This window comes from Chryseobacterium sp. HNCC26DJ238 (genome assembly GCF_057180465.1).
This window is the reverse complement of the sequence record NZ_JBXUGI010000012.1, coordinates 42567-60934: the sequence shown is the minus strand read 5'-3', so window position 1 is coordinate 60934 and position 18368 is coordinate 42567. Positions and strand designations below refer to the sequence as shown.

The 18368-nt window shown below is 36.9% G+C and carries 18 protein-coding genes; 10 read left to right on the top strand and 8 right to left on the bottom strand.

Annotated elements, in window-relative coordinates; translation table 11 throughout:
- Positions 1-38 precede the first annotated feature (38 nt).
- Both gldJ and AC2A07_RS12475 read left to right on the top strand, forming a co-directional pair.
- Positions 39-1640 (top strand): gliding motility lipoprotein GldJ, encoded by a 1602-nt coding sequence (gldJ, locus tag AC2A07_RS12480; RefSeq protein ID WP_484050688.1) that lies wholly within the window; start codon positions 39-41, stop codon positions 1638-1640.
- A gap of 145 nt (positions 1641-1785) precedes the next feature.
- Positions 1786-3057 carry a UDP-N-acetylmuramoyl-tripeptide--D-alanyl-D-alanine ligase gene (locus AC2A07_RS12475; protein WP_484050687.1) on the top strand — a complete coding sequence of 424 codons (1272 nt, stop codon included), beginning with the start codon at positions 1786-1788 and terminating at the stop codon, positions 3055-3057.
- Here the strand turns inward: AC2A07_RS12475 and AC2A07_RS12470 are convergent.
- Positions 3050-3661, bottom strand: coding sequence for an NUDIX hydrolase (locus tag AC2A07_RS12470; RefSeq protein WP_484050686.1), 612 nt, complete (start codon positions 3659-3661; stop codon positions 3050-3052). The two genes, AC2A07_RS12475 and AC2A07_RS12470, sit on opposite strands and share 8 nt — an antisense overlap.
- 30 nt (positions 3662-3691) lie before the next feature.
- Here AC2A07_RS12470 and AC2A07_RS12465 point away from each other — a divergent pair, with 30 nt between their 5' ends.
- Complete coding sequence (locus AC2A07_RS12465; protein ID WP_314498080.1) at positions 3692-4081, top strand: SRPBCC family protein; 390 nt, start codon at positions 3692-3694, stop codon at positions 4079-4081.
- Between the two features lie 32 nt (positions 4082-4113).
- Here AC2A07_RS12465 and AC2A07_RS12460 read toward each other — a convergent pair whose 3' ends face one another.
- From AC2A07_RS12460 to mdlD, 4 genes are all read right to left on the bottom strand, one after another.
- A complete protein-coding gene (locus tag AC2A07_RS12460) occupies positions 4114-5160 on the bottom strand; it encodes an anhydro-N-acetylmuramic acid kinase (RefSeq protein ID WP_314498078.1) in 1047 nt (348 codons plus the stop codon).
- 11 nt (positions 5161-5171) lie between these two features.
- A complete protein-coding gene (gene lptC / locus AC2A07_RS12455; protein WP_314498076.1) occupies positions 5172-5768 on the bottom strand; it encodes an LPS export ABC transporter periplasmic protein LptC in 597 nt (198 codons plus the stop codon).
- Between the two features lie 2 nt (positions 5769-5770).
- Positions 5771-7057, bottom strand: coding sequence for a BamG family beta-barrel-assembly machinery protein (bamG, locus tag AC2A07_RS12450; protein WP_314498074.1), 1287 nt, complete (start codon positions 7055-7057; stop codon positions 5771-5773).
- Positions 7058-7246: 189 nt separating this feature from the next.
- Entirely contained in the window at positions 7247-8560 is a 1314-nt protein-coding gene (gene mdlD, locus AC2A07_RS12445) for an NAD(P)-dependent benzaldehyde dehydrogenase MdlD (RefSeq protein WP_484050685.1), read from the bottom strand.
- 212 nt (positions 8561-8772) lie between these two features.
- On the opposite strand from mdlD, the gene AC2A07_RS12440 reads away from it, so the two are divergent.
- The 5 genes from AC2A07_RS12440 to AC2A07_RS12420 all read left to right on the top strand — a co-directional run bounded on the left by AC2A07_RS12440 (position 8773) and on the right by AC2A07_RS12420 (position 14790).
- Positions 8773-9891 carry a DNA polymerase III subunit gene (locus AC2A07_RS12440; protein WP_484050684.1) on the top strand — a complete coding sequence of 373 codons (1119 nt, stop codon included), beginning with the start codon at positions 8773-8775 and terminating at the stop codon, positions 9889-9891.
- Between the two features lie 161 nt (positions 9892-10052).
- Positions 10053-10679 carry a TetR/AcrR family transcriptional regulator gene (locus tag AC2A07_RS12435; RefSeq protein ID WP_314498067.1) on the top strand — a complete coding sequence of 209 codons (627 nt, stop codon included), beginning with the start codon at positions 10053-10055 and terminating at the stop codon, positions 10677-10679.
- Entirely contained in the window at positions 10663-11976 is a 1314-nt protein-coding gene (locus tag AC2A07_RS12430) for a TolC family protein (RefSeq protein WP_484050683.1), read from the top strand. Before AC2A07_RS12435 ends, AC2A07_RS12430 begins: the two co-directional genes overlap by 17 nt.
- A gap of 19 nt (positions 11977-11995) precedes the next feature.
- On the top strand, positions 11996-13099 hold the full coding sequence (locus tag AC2A07_RS12425; protein ID WP_484050682.1) for an HlyD family secretion protein: 1104 nt from the start codon (positions 11996-11998) through the stop codon (positions 13097-13099).
- Between the two features lie 113 nt (positions 13100-13212).
- Positions 13213-14790 carry a DHA2 family efflux MFS transporter permease subunit gene (locus tag AC2A07_RS12420; RefSeq protein WP_484050681.1) on the top strand — a complete coding sequence of 526 codons (1578 nt, stop codon included), beginning with the start codon at positions 13213-13215 and terminating at the stop codon, positions 14788-14790.
- 48 nt (positions 14791-14838) lie between these two features.
- On the opposite strand, the gene AC2A07_RS12415 is transcribed toward AC2A07_RS12420, so the two are convergent.
- Positions 14839-15204 (bottom strand): winged helix-turn-helix transcriptional regulator, encoded by a 366-nt coding sequence (locus tag AC2A07_RS12415; RefSeq protein ID WP_314498060.1) that lies wholly within the window; start codon positions 15202-15204, stop codon positions 14839-14841.
- Positions 15205-15294: 90 nt separating this feature from the next.
- Here AC2A07_RS12415 and AC2A07_RS12410 point away from each other — a divergent pair, with 90 nt between their 5' ends.
- Complete coding sequence (locus AC2A07_RS12410; protein WP_484050680.1) at positions 15295-15825, top strand: NAD(P)H-dependent oxidoreductase; 531 nt, start codon at positions 15295-15297, stop codon at positions 15823-15825.
- A gap of 235 nt (positions 15826-16060) precedes the next feature.
- Positions 16061-16615, top strand: a complete 555-nt coding sequence (locus AC2A07_RS12405; RefSeq protein ID WP_484050679.1) for a DNA-3-methyladenine glycosylase I — start codon at positions 16061-16063, stop codon at positions 16613-16615.
- A 675-nt stretch (positions 16616-17290) separates the two neighbouring features.
- Here the strand turns inward: AC2A07_RS12405 and AC2A07_RS12400 are convergent.
- Both AC2A07_RS12400 and AC2A07_RS12395 read right to left on the bottom strand, forming a co-directional pair.
- Complete coding sequence (locus AC2A07_RS12400) at positions 17291-17656, bottom strand: glyoxalase (RefSeq protein WP_484050678.1); 366 nt, start codon at positions 17654-17656, stop codon at positions 17291-17293.
- Between the two features lie 146 nt (positions 17657-17802).
- A complete protein-coding gene (locus AC2A07_RS12395; RefSeq protein ID WP_484050677.1) occupies positions 17803-18300 on the bottom strand; it encodes a DUF2199 domain-containing protein in 498 nt (165 codons plus the stop codon).
- Between the last annotated feature and the right edge of the window lie 68 nt (positions 18301-18368).

The following is an 18368-nucleotide window of genomic DNA, read 5'->3' as shown; positions in this document are numbered from 1 at the left end:
ATTTTTTCTTTGTACTTTGAATAATATTTATATCGACTATGAAAAAACTAAAGTTGTTTTCATTAATAGCATTAAGTTCTACACTTGCATTAACCAGCTGTGGAGGGTCTAGTACCAGCAAAGGAGGGGGTACTAAAAAATTTGTCAGCAAGACAGGTTGGAAGCCAAACGAAAAACAAGGTTGGTTTTTTGCAGGAAAGCAACAAAAGCAGAAGGGTTGGCCAGGAATGGTATATGTTGAAGGTGGAACTTTTACCATGGGATTAGTGAAAGATGATGTAATGCACGATTGGAATAACACACCTCGCAGAATGCAGGTAAGTTCATTCTTTATTGGTGAAACAGAAATTACTAACTACGAATACCGCGAATACCTTACATGGTTGAAGTATGTATTCCCGCCGAGTGATCCAAGTTTTAAGGAAATCTACAATGGTGCTTTGCCTGATACCTTATTGTGGGATAATAAATTATCAAGAAACGATCTTAATGAGACTTATTTCAGAGATCAGAACTATGATTATTATCCGGTAGTAGGTGTTTCCTGGACACAAGCAAACAGATACTGTGAATGGTTGACAGACAGAGCAAACGAAAAAGCCTTAATGCAGGCTGGTGTTATTGCAAAAGATCTGTATATCAACGAGTCAAACAATCAGGGTGGAACAGCTTTCAATATGGATAAATTCAAATCGAATGATCCTGAAATGCAGGGGTATATCAATGAGCAGAGACTTGCCCAGAAATCAGGGATGAAAACGACGAACCAGAGATTGCTTGCCGCTAACAGATCTCCTAGTTCTGCAATGGTTACGAAATTCAGACTTCCGACAGAAGTTGAATGGGAATATGCAGCTCTCGGAATGGAAAAAAGCAGAGAATACAACAGTTATACAGAAAAGAAACCCCAAATCGATATGCTTAGAGGAACTAAGGGTAAAGACAGAGGGATGATTCTTGCTAATTTCAAGCAGGGCAGAGGTGATTATTCAGGACTTCCGGGTTGGAAAAATGACGGTGCTGCCAACACTTCAGATGTTAGACAGTTTCCTTCAAATGACATCGGTGTTTACGGTATGTTCGGAAACGTTTCAGAATGGACCGCAGATGTTTACAGACCGATCATCGACGAAGATGCAAACGATTTTAATTATTACAGAGGAAATGTACCTCAGGCTATCGTAAGAAACGGAGACGGAACTTATAAAATGGTAGATGAGGGGTCAATTAAATATGATACTTTAGCTGATGGCAGACTGGTTTACAAAAACCTTCCGGGTCAGTTCGAGAGAGAAACGATTGCTGATTACAGAAACTATAGAGACGGTGACAGAATGTCGTCACTGGAATATAGAAATGCAAGTGATTCTGCTGCTTCATTTAACATGTACAACGCTCCTACATCCCGATTTGTAGTAGACGGAAATGGAAAAGTGATTCTTCAGAAGGATACCAAAGACAGAACCTCAGCAATAACCAACGATATCAGAGTTGTGAAAGGTGGTTCTTGGCAGGATTCAGCGTACTGGTTAGATCCGGGACAAAGAAGATATAAAACTCAGAATTCAGGCTATGGATGGATTGGTTTCCGTGTAGCTCAGGATGCAAGAGTGAATGACAAAGCTAGAACAAGAAGATAATATTTCAAAATACTTATAAAAAACCTCCCGTAGTTCGGGAGGTTTTTTTAATTTTGATATATCAAATATAATTATTCAAAGTCTTGAGATATACATTCGGATTTTGAACTGATATTGTCTGATAAAAATATATTTATATTTACCCATGACTACAGAACAGTTTTATCCGTTGTTTTTACAATCTGAAAAAGTAACAATTGACAGTAGAAAAATTAATGTCAATGATATTTTCTTTGCATTTTCCGGAGATAATTTTAATGCAGCTGCTTCAGCTCAAAAAGCAATAAGCGACGGTGCATTGGCAGTGATTATTGAAGATAAGGATTATGAAAACAGCGATAAAAATATTTTCCTTGTCCCATCAACCTTAAAGTTTCTACAGGACTTAGCTGTTTACCACAGAAATCAATTAGATATTCCAGTGATCGGTCTTACAGGAAGTAACGGTAAAACAACGACCAAAGAGCTGATCCATGCTGTACTTTCAAAGAAGTATCATGTACAGTATACCCATGGTAATCTGAATAATCATATTGGTGTTCCTTTGACTCTTCTTTCAATACGGAAAGAGCATGAAATGGCAGTGATCGAAATGGGAGCCAATCATCAGAAGGAAATTGAACTTCTCTGCACGATCGCACGACCTGATTTTGGATACATTACCAATTTTGGAAAAGCACATCTCGAAGGATTTGGTGGTTTTGAAGGAGTAATCAAAGGAAAGTCAGAGCTGTACGATTATCTTAAAGATAACAGGAAAACCATTTTAGTAAATGAGAATGATCATGTTCAGGTAGAAAAAACAAATGATTATGATTCAAAAATAACTTTTGGTAAGCGCACTTCAGATTATTTCTTCGAAATATTTTCAGATGAACATTTTGTGGGGCTTGATTATAGAAACACAAAAATTTTATCCCAGCTTACAGGAGATTATAATTTTACCAATCTCTGTGCAGCAGCCAGTCTAGGAATCCATTTCAATGTTGAAACAGATCATATTAAGGAGGCTATACAAAATTATGCACCTACCAATATGCGTTCTCAGGTGGTAAAAAGGCATGATAAAACGTTGGTATTAGATACTTACAATGCAAATCCGAGTTCGATGAAAGCTTCCCTTCATAATTTTTTCAGTTTTGAAGGTACCAAAACCGTTGTTATTGGTGATATGCTTGAATTGGGTGATGAAAGTATACCGGAACATATTGATATTCTTAAAACTGCCCACGATTTAGGTTTTAACCAGATTATTACCGTGGGGAAAAATTTTAAGGCAGTGAATGATTCTTCAGAATCTTTTGAGAATACAGCAGAATTGATTGCATATATCAGTGTAAACAAAATTCAGTCAGAAAATGTTTTGTTAAAAGCTTCGCGGGGAATCTCTTTAGAAAAGGTTATTGACTTTATTTAGTTTTGGTTTCCCAGAATTCTTTAATGATCAATTTGATATTTTGAAATGTGCCGGGAAAAACTTCATTTTCGATCTGTAACGTATTTTTCCATGCAACTTCAGTAATCCCTTCTTCCTGCTGTGGTTTTGAAGTGTCTTCACCATCGAAGTTCATTTCAAACCAGTGCGTGTATTTTAATACCCTGTCACCATTGCGTTCAATATAAATATGGTACGTAGTATTGATGAAATCGAGAAGCTCAACATTATGTAAATTGGTCTCTTCTTCAATTTCACGGACTGCAGACTCTTCACGGGATTCGCCCTTTTCCATTTTTCCTTTAGGAAGATCCCATTTTCCCAATCTTTTGATAAAAAGAATATCACCATTGGATCTCTTGACGATACCTCCTGCGGCTTCAATAATTCTGAAAAGTTTTTTAAATTCTTCCCAAATTTCCCCGATCTGTTCTCCATAAACATTCAGCTCTTTCACGGATGTATTCTGAATCAGATCAAGCGCAATCTCTAAAGTTGTGAAACTTTCATATTTCAACGTTTTTTCCAGGTCTTCAGACTGCTTAGAGAGTAATAATTTTTTTTCGTTCACAAAAACTTTATACATTTGTAAGAATTTAAATACAAAAATAAAAAAATGAATTTAGAAGGACGAAAAATTGTTGTCAATAAATCATCTAAAGAATTATCTGAGCTGTTGAAAACACCAGAAAATTATAAAGATTTTATGCCAGACGGTCTTCAGAAGTTTGAAAGCAGAGAAGATGGGTTCAAATTCGGACTTCAGGGCATGCCCGAAATTGCTTTAAAAATCGACGAAGTAACCGAAGAAAAGGCTGTTTTAAAATCTGCAAGTTCCAGCTTAGACTTCACGCTGACAGCAACTTTAAAACCTCTCAGTGAAAATCAGACAGAGGTTCAGATGCTTTTTGAAGGGAAATTTAATCCATTTATTAAAATGATGGTTGAGAAACCTCTTCAGAATTTTATCAATACTTTAACGGATAAGATTGAGGCTTATAAATAATTATAAGAAACCTTCAGAAATGAAGGTTTTTTTTATGCCATAACTCCTGAACTGTGATCTGAGCTGCTTCCTGTAGCGGACGAAAGAACATTTGTTTCACCGTTGATTCTTAAAACCCCCATAAAAGCAAAGATCAGAGCTTCTTTAAAATCAATAATTTCTTTATCAGGAATAATGATTTGTGAATCTGTTTTTTTTCTGATTCTCTCAATAAGATAATCATTATAGCTTCCTCCACCGGTACATAATACTTTTTCCAGTTTATACTGATTACATACTATCGAAATTTGTTCTGCAGCATGTTCCGTAAAAGTGTTTAAAAGATCTTTAAAGTCTGATCCCTGTAGCAAAGGGAATATATCCTCATTGCACCATTCAATACCCAGCGATTTCGGATGAGACTGGCTGTAGAAGCCAATAGAATTAAGCTGTGTAAGTAATTCATGATTAATCCTGCCCTGTCGGGCTAAATTACCATTCTGGTCAAAATCCTGATTAAGATGTCGGGCTAATTTATTTAATACAATATTGACAGGAACAATATCAAAAGCGATTCTTTTATCATTATATCTTAATGAAATATTAGAGAACCCACCAAGGTTAAGACATGCGCTGAATTCCGAAAATAACAGTTCATCACCAATCGGAACCAGAGGAGCTCCGTTTCCGCCCATCAGGACATCAAGTGTTCGGAAATCGTACACTACAGGAAGGCCCGTTTCAATTCTGACTGCCCGTCCGTCACCAATCTGCAGGGTAAATTTTTTCTGAGGCTGATGAAAAACCGTATGACCATGTGATGCGATCAGATCAATATTTTTAAGATGGTGTTTTTCAATGAAATTTTTCACTGCTTTCCCTAAATAAAACCCATATTCAGAATGAAGTTCCAGAATTTGCTCAGCGGATAAAAGGATAGAATTTCTGAGCTGTTTTTCCCAATGATCGCAATAAGGAATGGTTTCAGCTTTTACGATCTGAAACTTCCAGGTTGAGTCTTTTTTTTCAAACTTTACCAGGCAGATATCAAGACCGTCCAAACTTGTTCCCGACATTAATCCGATTGCCTGAAAAACCATGATTTTAAAGTTTATTTTTTAGATTCGGCAATTTTACTCTTGCTGATATCAAGATCACCTGAATTGTTGTAGAAAGTATATTCAGAAAAGTCATCTTTTGCAGTCATGCCGTTCGCACCGACCAATACAGATCCGTCCGCTGTTGTTGTATATACGGTGTCCTTCGTATAAATTCTGTTTTTTCTCTGATCCCAGAACACACTCTGTGTGGCAAATCTCTGTCCGTCACTGGTTAAGATCCGAACATCGCCGCGGGCTTCGTAAAACTGCTTATATTCGTATATTTTTGCATATTTAGCTGTAATATTTCCCGGCTTTTTAGGATTTTTCTTATCAAAAAATTCTATTTTCATTCCTCTTCTTGCAATCGTATACGGGCTGTCAATCAATTCATATTTTTCGATGATCGGAGCAGTGGCTTTCAACGTGACAAAACCGGAATCTCTCTGAACGATTTTAGCATTATTAATGATCTGGGAAGGAAAGTTTTTACTCTGTTTTTCGTTCTGTTTGGTCAGATCTTCTTCACAGGAGGTAAATACAAAAAATATAGCACAACTGAAAAGGTATGCTATATTTTTATATGATATGTTGAAAGTCAACATCATGATTAATTATAAAGTGATTTTCTAAACCATCTGTCTGCAAAATTAAATCCTACTCTTAAATTAATGAAATTCTGATTGATCAGGTTGTTTTTAAGAGTACCTCTTTTTCCGAGTTCAACGCCTATTTCAAGGCCACTCATTCTCGTAATACTGCTTGTTTTGAACGGAAGCATTACCCCTCCGGAGATACCAAATTTGTTGATGTCAGTTCCTGCAATTTTAAGATTTCCTTTTTCATAGAAAGCCCCGTAACGGTAAACCACTCTTGAAAAATAATTTCTGAAGTTATTGTAGTTGGGAAGATACCATCCACCGGCAGAAATTCTGTAAGAGTCGTTGAAATCAAATGTATTTCCAAAATAACTGACTGTTTCCCCTTTTTTATAATCCAGCTGTGCAGATAAAAACCATTGGTTTTCGCTTCCGTAACCTGCACCTAAAGAGGCTTGGAGAGGAAGAAGATTTTTAGAATTTGTCTTTCTTGTTTCGATCGGTGCTCCGCTGTCAGGAATTACTTTCACATTACCTTCTGTATAATAGTAGGTACTGTTGGTATATTCAGTTGCCATATTACTGGTATTACCGAAAGTAGCGGTTGCTCCCAGGGTAAATTTACGGTCTGTACTGGTGTTGAGTTTCTGATAGCTTGTTCCTAAAGTGAAATTCAGATTCTTGATCTTATTTTTAGTTTCATATCCGTTGATCAGTTCAGCGTTAGATGTAGTAAACTCATTGGTATCGTACAGGCTTCCAAAATAAAGGTTGGCACGGGCACCCACCGCAAATTCTGAATTTATTTTATAAGAGAGCGCTAACTGTGCCGTATTCAGTGTTCCGCTACCTGTGAAACGGTTTGCGTACACTGTTCCGTCCTCCATTGTTTCCCTGTTAATGATGTCGTAACTTTTAGAGCTATATGGCTGATATAAAAGTCCCATTTTTATTTTCGAAGAAATAGGAAAAGCCAATGAAATATTGGATAAATACGTAGAATGTTTTGTAGACTTTGTATTATTATAATCAGTTTTGAAGTAATTATTTTCGTTCGTAGCTTCAAGCTTGATGCTTGTTAATTCGAAATTGCTGTTGTTCGCAGGGTTTCCGAAGTTGAAGTTACTGCTGAAGTCACTTATAAAAGCAGTCGAAATTCCTCCCATAGAGGTAGTTTCAATCGTATTATCATATTTTACATCACCAATTCCATAAGTTGCATAAGGTGAATTGCTCAAACTTTGCGCGTCAAGGAAATACCCAACTGAAATGAATGATAGTACAAAAATTTTTTTCATTCTAGATTTTTAAAATAATGCGCAAATATCTTAAATATTAATGAATTGTAAAAATTTACTGAGGTTAAAGTTTGTTAAGGGCTTTTTCATCGGCATAAAATGTATTTTCTTCAAGATAATGGGATTAATTTTATCAATAAAACAGGCTACCCTTAGTGAGTAGCCTGTCATCTTTCTAATAATTAAAATTTATTTTACCTGTAATACAGATCGGGTATGACTGAAGTTTTCAAAACTGAATTTTCCGTGGTATTTTCCCATTCCGGAAGTGCCTACACCGCCGAAAGGAATAAAATGAGAACCCACATGGATGAGCGTGCTGTTTATTTCAGCATCACCACTTGTGGTGCGGCTTAAAACATCCTCTGCAAAATCCTGACTTTCTGTGAAAATGTACAGAGCGAGAGGTTTTGGGCGGTCATTGATCTGTTCAAGGGCTTCATCAATGTCAGAGTAGGTCATGATCGGAAGTACAGGACCGAAGATTTCCTGCTGCATCACCTTGTCATCCCAGTTGACATGATCCATTAAGGTCGCCTCAAAATGGCGGGTTTCCGTATCATAATTTCCTCCATAGATTACTTTTTCCGGCGCAGCTTCAAGATATCCTGCCAGATTTTTAATCTGTTTTGAACTTACGATCTTCCCGATTTTTCCTAAAGAATCATCATTGTATGTCATTTTCAGATAAGCTTTCATTTTTTCAATGAAAGAATCTTTTACGGACTCATGGATATAAATGTAATCCGGAGCAACACAGGTCTGACCGCAATTGATCCATTTCCCATAGGATATTTTAGCAACAGCTTTATCAAGATCGGCGTCTTTATGTACAATCGTTGGAGATTTGCCTCCCAATTCAAGTGTTAACGGGATCAGTTGTTCCGCAGCAGCTTTCATCACGATTTTACCCACATTCGGGCTTCCTGTAAAAAAGATATAATCAAATGGCAGGCTTAAAAGCAACGTGTTTTCTTCAATTGCACCCTGAACAACGGCAACATAGGATTCATCAAATGATTCTTTTACTATATTTTCCAGCACTTCTGCAACATGCGGCGTGTTTTCTGAAGGCTTTATAACAGCCGTATTTCCTGCGATCAGGGCACCGATCATAGGGCTTAATGTCAACTGCACAGGATAGTTGAAAGGTCCTATGATATAATTGACACCAAACGGCTCATAAATTATTTTACTCACTACATCGTCCCCTGATGCCTGTGGTTTGGATTCTGTAAAAACTGGCTTTGCCCATTTGTCAATATTTTCTAAAAGATAATCAAGCTCACTGACTACAATCTGAATTTCCACATACTCTGCTTCTTTTCTGCTCTTGCCTAAATCGATATCCAGTGCTTCACAGAGAGCATCGGTATGCCCGATAAATACCTCACGGAATTTTTTCAACTGGGTCTTTCTGAATTCAATATCCTTTGTCTGATTCGTTTTGAAAAATGCTTTCTGCTTTTCAAATATTTCTCTTATTCTTTCTTCTGATTTCATATACATGGATTCTTTTTAATAATAAATTTCTGCAAATATATTGATTGCAATTAAATTGCGCACAATTTAATTATGAGTTTATCTACAGCTTTGTTCAGTAATTTCTGTAAAGTATGTTCTGCAGATGAAAAATTGATGCCAAAGATTTTGAATATTAAATTTAATTAAAGCATTATCTCATAAATTGAGAGAAGATTTTTTATCTTTGAAACATGAATTGGGAGAACATTGCCGGACAGGAAAATCTTAAAAAACTTCTTCAGGACAGCATCGCAGAAAACAGGGTGAGCCATGCCCAGCTTTTCATCGGAAAAGAAGGCTACGGTACGATGCCGTTGGTTTTAGCGTATGCAAAAGAAATTTTAAACAGAGAAAATGAGCATGCTGCTTCAAAGGTTGAGCATCTGAATCATCTTGATCTCCATTTCTGCTTTCCGGTATTCACAGATAACAAAAACTCACTGAGTAAAAATAAATTTGAACAGTTTCGTGAAATGATGCTGGCATCGCCTTACGCAAGCTATGATGACTGGACTGCATTTTTAGATTCAGAAAATAAACAGTTATTTATCTCGGCAGATGAAATTGATGATCAAAATCAGAAATTTGCCCTGAAAAGTTTTGAAGGCGGCACCAAAATTCTTATTGTCTGGAGAGCAGATAAGATGAACATTGCAGCATCAAACAAGTTTCTTAAGTTCCTGGAAGAGCCACCTGCCAAAACAATCATCCTTTTAACTGCAGAAAGTGCAGATGATATACTTCCGACGATATTATCAAGAACCCAGATCATTGAAGTCCCGAGAATCGCAGACGAAGATCTGAAAAACCACCTGAAAAATCAGTTGGCAGCTTCAGAAGATCAGGCGAAATCAGTAACACATGAAGCGCAGGGAAATCTGAATGAAGGCATAAAGCTCTTGAATTCAGAAATCAAAAATCCGGAGTTTGAAAAGCTATTTGTGCAGTGGGTACGAGACGCATTTATGGTAAAAAAGAAGCCTGAATTCCTGAAAAATATTATCATTTGGGCACGGGAAATTGCTGGATGGAACAGAGAGAAACAAAAGAACTTTCTCAATTATGCTTCAGAAATTTTCAGATTGGCTCTGCTTCAGAACTATCAGACCGAGGAACTGGTCTATAAAAAAATCGATGCCAACGGTTTCAACTGGGAGGGATTCTCTAAATTTATAAGCGGTGCGAATATCATCAGTATTCTAGATGAAATCAGTACGGCGGATCTTCACTTAACCCGCAATGGAAATCCTAAAATTGTCTGGACTGACCTGGGAATCAAACTGTCAAGATATATTCATAAAAATACATAGAAATTCAGGTTTATATCTGAATTTTTTTTACTCAGCAGAACCTGCAACCATTATTATCGCCATCTATTGAGATTATATTCAAAATCTAATTTAAAGTTCAATCAAACGTTTGATTTTGTCAGAATTTGATGTACATTTGCACCCGAAAAAACATCATATTTATGATTTCAAAAGAAGAAAATATATTGTTTGCAGCAGAGAAACTCTTTGCAGAAAAGGGTTTTACGGGAACTTCTACAAGAGAAATATCCAAAGCAGCCAATGTAAATATTTCAATGATTTCTTATTATTTCGGATCAAAAGAAAAACTATACGAGAAATTGGTTGAGTACAGAATGAGTGAAGGGCAGTATTTTTCCAATGAAATTCTGGAACGCAGCGATATTAATGAGTGGGAAAAAGTAGAGAGAATCGTTGATCAGTTTGCAGGAAGAGTACGTAATCACAAAATGTTCTTCAGAATCATGCAGAGAGAACAGCTGTACAGTGACAATCCTCAGATTGTTGAGTTTCTTAAGCAAACGAAATTAAGCTTTATCACCATGTATTCGAAGATTTTGGAAAGTGGTCTGAAAAAAGGGATTTTCACTAAAAATCCCCCGATTTATTTACTGCATTCTACCGTGAGCGGAACGTTATTTTATGCTTCTAATGCCAAACAGATGTATAAAGATTTTCTGAAGAACGATGAAGACGAAAAAGTTTTTGAAGAGAGATATTTCAATGAACTTACACAACATATAAAACATATTTTAAAAGACCTTTTAGGTTATGAAGAGAATAAATAACTCAGTTATTGTACTGTCCCTTTTCGCAGGAATCATGTACACCCAAGCTCAGGAGAAAAAACAGCTCAGCCTCGATGAAGCCGTACAGTTGGGAATCCGGAACAGTAAAAGTTTAAAGATAGATGCTGCCAAAATAGAAGAAGCAACTGCGGATCTTCTGGAAGCAAAAAACAGACAGCTTCCCGAGTTGAAAGTTTCTGCAAGTTATCTCTATCTGCCACTGAAACCCAATGTTGACATCAGGCTTCCCGGTGTTTCAGGTGCCGGTGGCCCTGAAGTTCATCAGGTAGCGTACGGATCAGCAAATCTGACCGTTCCTATTTACAGTGGCGGCAGAATAAAATATGGAATTCAGTCTGCAAAATATTTGGTGGAAGCATCAAAATTAAGCAGTGAAAATGATAAGGTGGGTATCGCTTATAATGTTGCCCAGGCATATAATAATTTATTCAAAGCCAATCAGTCTATTAAAGTTTTAGAAGAAAACCTATCTGCTTCACAAAAAAGAGATGAAACTTTTCTTAAACTTGAAAATAACGGAGTCATTGCAAGAAACGACCGTTTAAAGGCAAACCTTCAGACTTCAAATATTGAATTGCAGTTACTGGAAGCAAAAAATAACTACAATATCGCCAATATCAATATGGATCTGTTACTGGGACTGGATGAAAGTACAGAAATCGAAGTAGATCAAAATTACATTAATGAATCTGATGATGTAAAACCTGTCGGTTTCTATCTGAACGAAGCTAAAGAAAACCGTAAGGATCTGCAGGCTTTGGATCAACAGAGAAAAGCTGCAGAATTGGGAACGAAATCTGCAAAAGCAGAGAATCTTCCTTCTATTGCATTTACAGGTGGTTACGTAGCGGCGGATATCCCGAAATTTTTAACAATTTACAATGCCGTTAATGTTGGGGTAGGAGTTTCTTATAATTTATCAAATCTCTGGAAAGAAAATTCTTCACTCAAGCAGTCAAAAGCCAGAGAAATGCAGTTGTCTGCCACCAATGAATTATTGAATGACAATATCAAATTAGAGATAAACAGGGAGTATCAGAACTCCGATTACTCTAAAAAAAGAATTGCCGTTTTTGAAAAAGCAGCTGTTCAGGCCAACGAAAACTACAGAATCACAAAAAATAAATATGACAACGGCTTGGCAACCATGACAGAACTTTTAGATGCTGATGCTGCACAGATTGCAGCCAACGTTGGAGTGATCAATGCTAAAGCAGATGCGGCATTAGCATACAGAAAACTATTACAGACAACAGGAACTTTAACAATCAAATAAAAACAGAACGAGATCCAAAATGGAAAATAACAATACTCAGGTAACTGAACCTAAAAAGAAAAAAAGTTTGGTTTTTCCAATCATTTTAGCAGTAATCATTATCGTAGGCGGTATTTACGGTTACAGAACCTACTCCTATGGTCAGGTTCACGAAGAAACTGATGATGCACAGATTGCCTCAAACATGAATCCTGTAATTTCTAAAATATCAGGATATGTAGCTGAAGTAAAAGTAAAAGACAATCAGTTTGTAAAAAAAGGAGACACCTTGGTTATTTTAGATAACAAAGATCAGAAAATGGCTTTGGAACAGGCTCAGGCCGCCTTATCAACAGCAAAAAGCAATATTTCATCGGCTCAGTCCTCAACCAATGCAACTTCAAAAAATATCAGCAGTTCGCAGGCTGCCGTTGCCACTGCAAATGCTCAGATCGAAGCAGCAAAAGTAAACGTATGGAAAACTTCTCAGGATTTGAAGAGGTATTCAATTCTTGTGAAGGACCATTCTATTACAGAGCAGCAATATGAGCAAGCCTTGGCAGCAAAACAGTCTGCAGACAAGCAATTACAGGTTTTGGTAGATACAAGAAATCAGATCGCACAGCAGACCGGTATAGCATCATCACAGACAGAAGCCAGTTCACAACAGATCTCAGTTGCCGGTTCAGTAGCGAAACAGAGAGAAGTGGATGTGGAAAGTGCAAGATTAAATCTTTCTTACACGGTAATTGTTGCTCCGGAAGATGGTTTTGTAGGAAAAGTCCCTATTCAGGCAGGTCAGTTTTTACAGGCAGGTTCTCAGCTGTTCAGCCTTGTTAAAAATGACCAGAAATGGGTGATTGCCAACTTTAAGGAAACCCAGGTAGCTAAAATGGTGGAAGGTCAGAAAGTTCATATTAAAATTGATGCTTTCCCTGATACTGATTTTGAAGGGGTGGTAAGTTCATTTTCTCCGGCGACAGGTTCTACATTCTCTATCCTGCCTCCTGATAATGCAAGTGGAAACTTCGTAAAAGTAGTGCAGAGACTTCCGATCAAAATTGATTTTGTAAAATTGAACCCCAATATTGCAAAAAGACTGAGAACAGGAATGAATGTAAAAGCAGAGGTTTCTTTACAATAGATTAATCATTAAAGATTCAGACATTAAAAGATTACAGAACCGCTACAATAATCATGATGCGGATCAGTAATCTTTTAATCCTTTAATTTTTTAATCTTTAAATTAAATATCAAATGCAAGATTCATTAGTAGAATATGGAGCACGGAGAGTGATCATCACGATCACAGCGATTCTTTGTGCTTTGCTTGAAATTGTGGATTCCACGATTGTGAACGTTGCCCTCAATGAGATGAAGGGAAACCTTGGAGCTACTCTTTCTGAAGTGGGGTGGGTCATTACAGCGTATGCAATTGGTAACGTAATCGTAGTGCCGATGACCAGTTGGCTTTCCCAGCAGTTTGGACGGCGAAATTATTTCGCTGCATCCATTGTGATATTCACCATCTTCTCTTTTCTGTGCGGAAATGCCGATAATATCTGGGAACTTGTATTTTTCAGGCTTTGTCAGGGAATAGGAGGCGGAGCACTGCTGGTAACCTCACAGACAATTATTACCGAATCTTATCCGGTTGAGAAAAGAAGTATGGCCCAGGCAATTTACGGTTTGGGAGTAATTATCGGTCCTACTTTAGGTCCGCCGCTGGGAGGGTATATTGTTGATAATTTCAGCTGGCCGTATATTTTCTATATCAATATTCCTATCGGTATTGCAGCAACATTGATGACGCTGCAATTTGTGAAGAGTCCTAAATTTTCTGAAAAACGTAAAGCTTCGGACGTTGACTGGTTGGGAATTATGCTGTTGGCACTGACTGTAGGATCTTTACAGTTTATTCTGGAAAGAGGGCACGAAGAAGACTGGTTTGAAAGCGGGATGATCGTTACTTTTACGACAACAGCCGTGTTAGGATTTATTCTTTTCCTTTGGCGTGAACTGACCTTCAAATATCCGATTGTGGAACTCCGGGTGTTGAAAAACGGAAACCTGAGAATCGGAACCGTGATGTCATTTGTTTTAGGATTCGGTCTGTATGGGTCAACTTTTATCGTTCCTTTATACACACAGAGTATTTTGGGATGGACGGCACTCCAGTCAGGTGCGTTGATGATTCCGGCAGCACTGACCACTGCTTTCATGATGCCGATTATCGGAAGATTACTTTCAAAAGGCGCAAAGCAGCAGATACTTGTTTCCCTGGGATTATTTATTTTCTTCATCTACAGTTTCTGGGGTTATAAAATTCTCACACCGGATACCAGTAAAGAAGCCTTTTTCTGGATGCTTATTGTAAGAGGAATGGGATTAGGACTCCTGTTTATCCCAATTACATCTTTATCATTAAGTACTTTAAAAGGACAGGAAATCGGTCAGGGAGCTGCGTTTACCGGAATGATGCGCCAGCTGGGCGGTTCATTCGGAATTGCTGCAATCACAACTTTTATCGCCAATGCAAGCCAGAAATACAGGGTGAATTTAATATCCCACCTCGACAGTAACAGCTTTGATGTACAACAGCGTTTAGCAGGTTTAAAAGCCAATTTCATCGCCAAAGGAATGACACCTGATGCCGCAATGAATGCTGCCTATAAAGTCTTGGATCTTACGGTCACCAAGCAGGCAACCGTACTTTCTTATATGGATGTATTTCTTTATCTCGGAGTTGTTTTCTTAGTCTGCATTCCGTTTATCTTATTTATTAAAGAACGGAAAAGCAAAGAAAAGATTGATCTGAGTGAAGCAATGCACTAAACTATAAGCCTCTGAATAACTTCAGAGGTTTTTTTATGTTTTTGCAACTCAGGACTTTTCAATAATTGATTTATGCATCGTGCCCCATTTATCCAGTTCGGCGATCACCGGTTTCAGTTGATAGCCGATTTCTGTCAGTTCGTATTCCACTCTTGGAGGTACTTCTGCATAAACGGTCCTTATTACAATTTTATCTTCTTCCAGCCGTCTCAATTGGAGGGTCAACATACGTTCTGTAATATTTCCCAGACTTTTTCTCAACTGTCCGAATCTCATTTTTCCGTTAATCAGATAACTGCAGATGGCCAGTGACCATTGGCCGCCAATCATTTTGGATGCATACAGTTCCGGGCATTCTTCCGTCAATGCCTGTTTGTTGGCAAAATTGGTGGATGTTTTTTTTATTTGGGTCATTACGTACATTTTTTATAGTACCATACAATGGGTTGCTACGATCTGAAATGTAAGTTACAACTATTATTTTTGTAAAAGAAATTTGAAAATATGAAAACATTAATCATCGTTATTCATCCCAAAATGGAAACTTCCGTCATCAATAAAAGATGGATCGAAGAGTTTAAAAAATTCCCTGAAAAATATACCGTTCATGAATTATACAAAGCTTATCCTGACGGAGATTTTGATGTTGAAAAAGAACAGAAACTGATTGAGTCTTATGATAAAATTATTTTTCAGTTTCCTTTTTACTGGTTCAGCAGCCCACCATTGCTGAAAAAATGGCTTGATGAAGTACTTTTGTATGGATGGGCTTACGGAAGTAAAAGCGGTTATAAAGTCGGAGGTAAAAAGATTGCTTTAGCGATTTCTGCCGGAGTAGATGATGAGGATTTAAGAGCCTCAGGAAAGTATAAGTATACAATGAAGGAATTGTTGAGACCTTTTGAACTTACCTTTGAATATATCAGGGCAGATTACAGCGAACCTTTTATTTACTATGGGTTGGAACAGGATCCTTCTCAGGAATGGGTTGAGAAAAGTGTTCCGATGTATCTTGATTTTACGGATCATTTTTAATGGGAAACTTCTGAAAAGTTTTGATTGGAAAAAATATGGACTACTGACAGTCATTTGTCACCAACTCATCTTATCTTTGTATTCTGGAGGTTAAGATCAGTAAGATGATCAGAGTCTTTTAACCATCAGAAAAAATATTACAAACCGAAAAAATAAGCAGATCCGAAGTGAATAAACTTCGGAATTGCTTTCAGCTTTAAACAGATTTTTAACCGGAACTGAAAAACCTTTTATAATGAGTTACTGTTCAGTCATTGAAACAATGCACCCCGAAAGCAGGAAAGAACTGCACAAAAAATACCACGACAATCATTACGGCTTCCCGATCCATGATGACAACGAATTGTTTGGAAGACTCGTTATGGAGATCAATCAGGCAGGTCTGAGTTGGGAGACGATTTTAAAAAAGGAAGAGGGCTTCAGGAACGCATACGACAATTTTGATATTAAAAAAGTAGCTGCCTACCGTGAAGAAGACAGGGAAAGATTATTAAATGATCCCGGAATTATCAGGAACAAACTGAAAGTCAATGCTGCGATAGAAAATGCTAAAGCGATCATCGAATTGCAGCAGGAATTCGGTTCGTTCGAACAATGGCTGGAGCATCATCATCCTAAAAATTTACAGGAATGGATGAAAATATTCAAAAAAACATTCAAATTTACAGGCGGAGAAATTGTCAACGAGTTTTTAATGAGCATCGGTTTCCTGAAAGGTGCCCATGCGGAAGGTTGTGCAGTGAATGAAAAGATTTTAAAATGTGATCCGATGTGGAGGAGAGATCAGTAAGTAAATAACCTGAGTTCGGGATAAATAATTTTTTAAATAATTGATTTTCAAAACAATGCTATTTTATCGCAAAGAAAAACAAAGAAATTCTACTTTTTGAAACGCTTTTAAGTTAAACAATGCCACTTCGTTTATCAAAGCAATACAAGAATTTTGTATTACCTTGATAAGTTTCACGCCTTTGTCTATCCTAAATCTTAGAAAATCACGTAATTACTATTTTTGTTTAGCTTTGCGTTTTATAGAGCCTTATCCCGAACTGAGGTTAAATAAGTAGTCTTTATATAAATTGTTACTGAGAACCTAATCGTTTGATTTTGTAACCGGAATTTCAGGTTTCAGAATCTAACTTAAAGTCTGAAAAGCCCCATCTGTCAAGGCTGAAGGTTAGTGCATAAGCCATTGGTAATCGACAGGACTCATTTATTTATTAGCTTTGCAGACGGTAAAATAATTCCTGCAACCAAAAGAATAATTCCTGATATAAAGAACGGAAACCAAAGGACAAAACATAAATCACTCAGTTTGATCAAAAAACGAGGGAAGTTACCTGTTGCTGAAAACATGCTTATTGAAAAAATAGACATCAAAACAGATAGTATTGTCAACGACACTCCTGTTAAGAAAGAGTACCTGTTTAATAATTTTGTTTTCATACTTATTACTTATCAGTTTTTATATCTGACTTTTCAATCTCTCAATCAACATTGTGATCATTCTTTTATTGAAAACTTTACTGTCAGATTGATAGATCTCCAATTCATCCAAAGTAAACATCCCGATGGTCATTCCAATGAAAGTATTTTTAAGCACAGCATCTTTTTGCAGGCTCTGTTCAATAAATATCTGCTTTTTAAATGATGACAATGTGGGGAAGTCAGCTTTCTGGCGTAGTGCATAGTTTGTAAACAGGGAAAGGTAAAGATCGTTCTGTAATTTTAAAACGGGTCGCAGGGTTTGATTTTGAAATATTTCTGCAGGAGTGGTTGTTTCTGAATTAGGTAGGTTTAGAGATTCTCTGAGGTTTATTTTTGTGGTCATGAACTGTTAATTAATTTTGATAAAAATGATGTTGTGGATTTGTAGTCCATCACTGATTTATTGTTTCGTGAAGATACAATATTGTTGTTTTTGTAAGAGGTAAGCACAATTGCAAATCCGAGCTATCGGAAAAAGTCATAATAACATTAGCTGTTAAAAACAAAATCAATCCTTCTTTCCGCTTCATCCTGTGAAATTCCGTTATAAAAGTCATCGATAAAAGGGTGGTTATGGCTTTCATGTGGATAAATAATAGGTCTTCCTGTTTTATTGTCAACCTGAACATTTGCCGGAATGAACGTTTCAAAATTGTAATCAGGCAGATAGTTTGAAAGCCAGCCAAAATAAACATTTTCAAAATCCGGATTATGATAGTTTTCAACATATTCATTAAAGCTCTTTTCGCTCAATGATACCCAAACACCATACTCTAAATCCTGACAGCTTTCTTTAACTTCCTGTACAAGCACAGCTCTGACAAAGTAGCACGTCTCGTCACTATATCTGATCGTACATAAATCAGATGTTAACTCAGAATTTGTCAATTCTTCATCAGAAAGATTCTCATACAGAGAAGGAGCGTTATAGGCAATTGCGGGCCAGTCTTCTTTTTCTTCTCCACAGCATTCACAGATATATTTCATGTTTTAAAAATAATGAAAATAAACAAATCAAAATCAAAAAGGACAGGTTTTACTACCTATTCATAAAT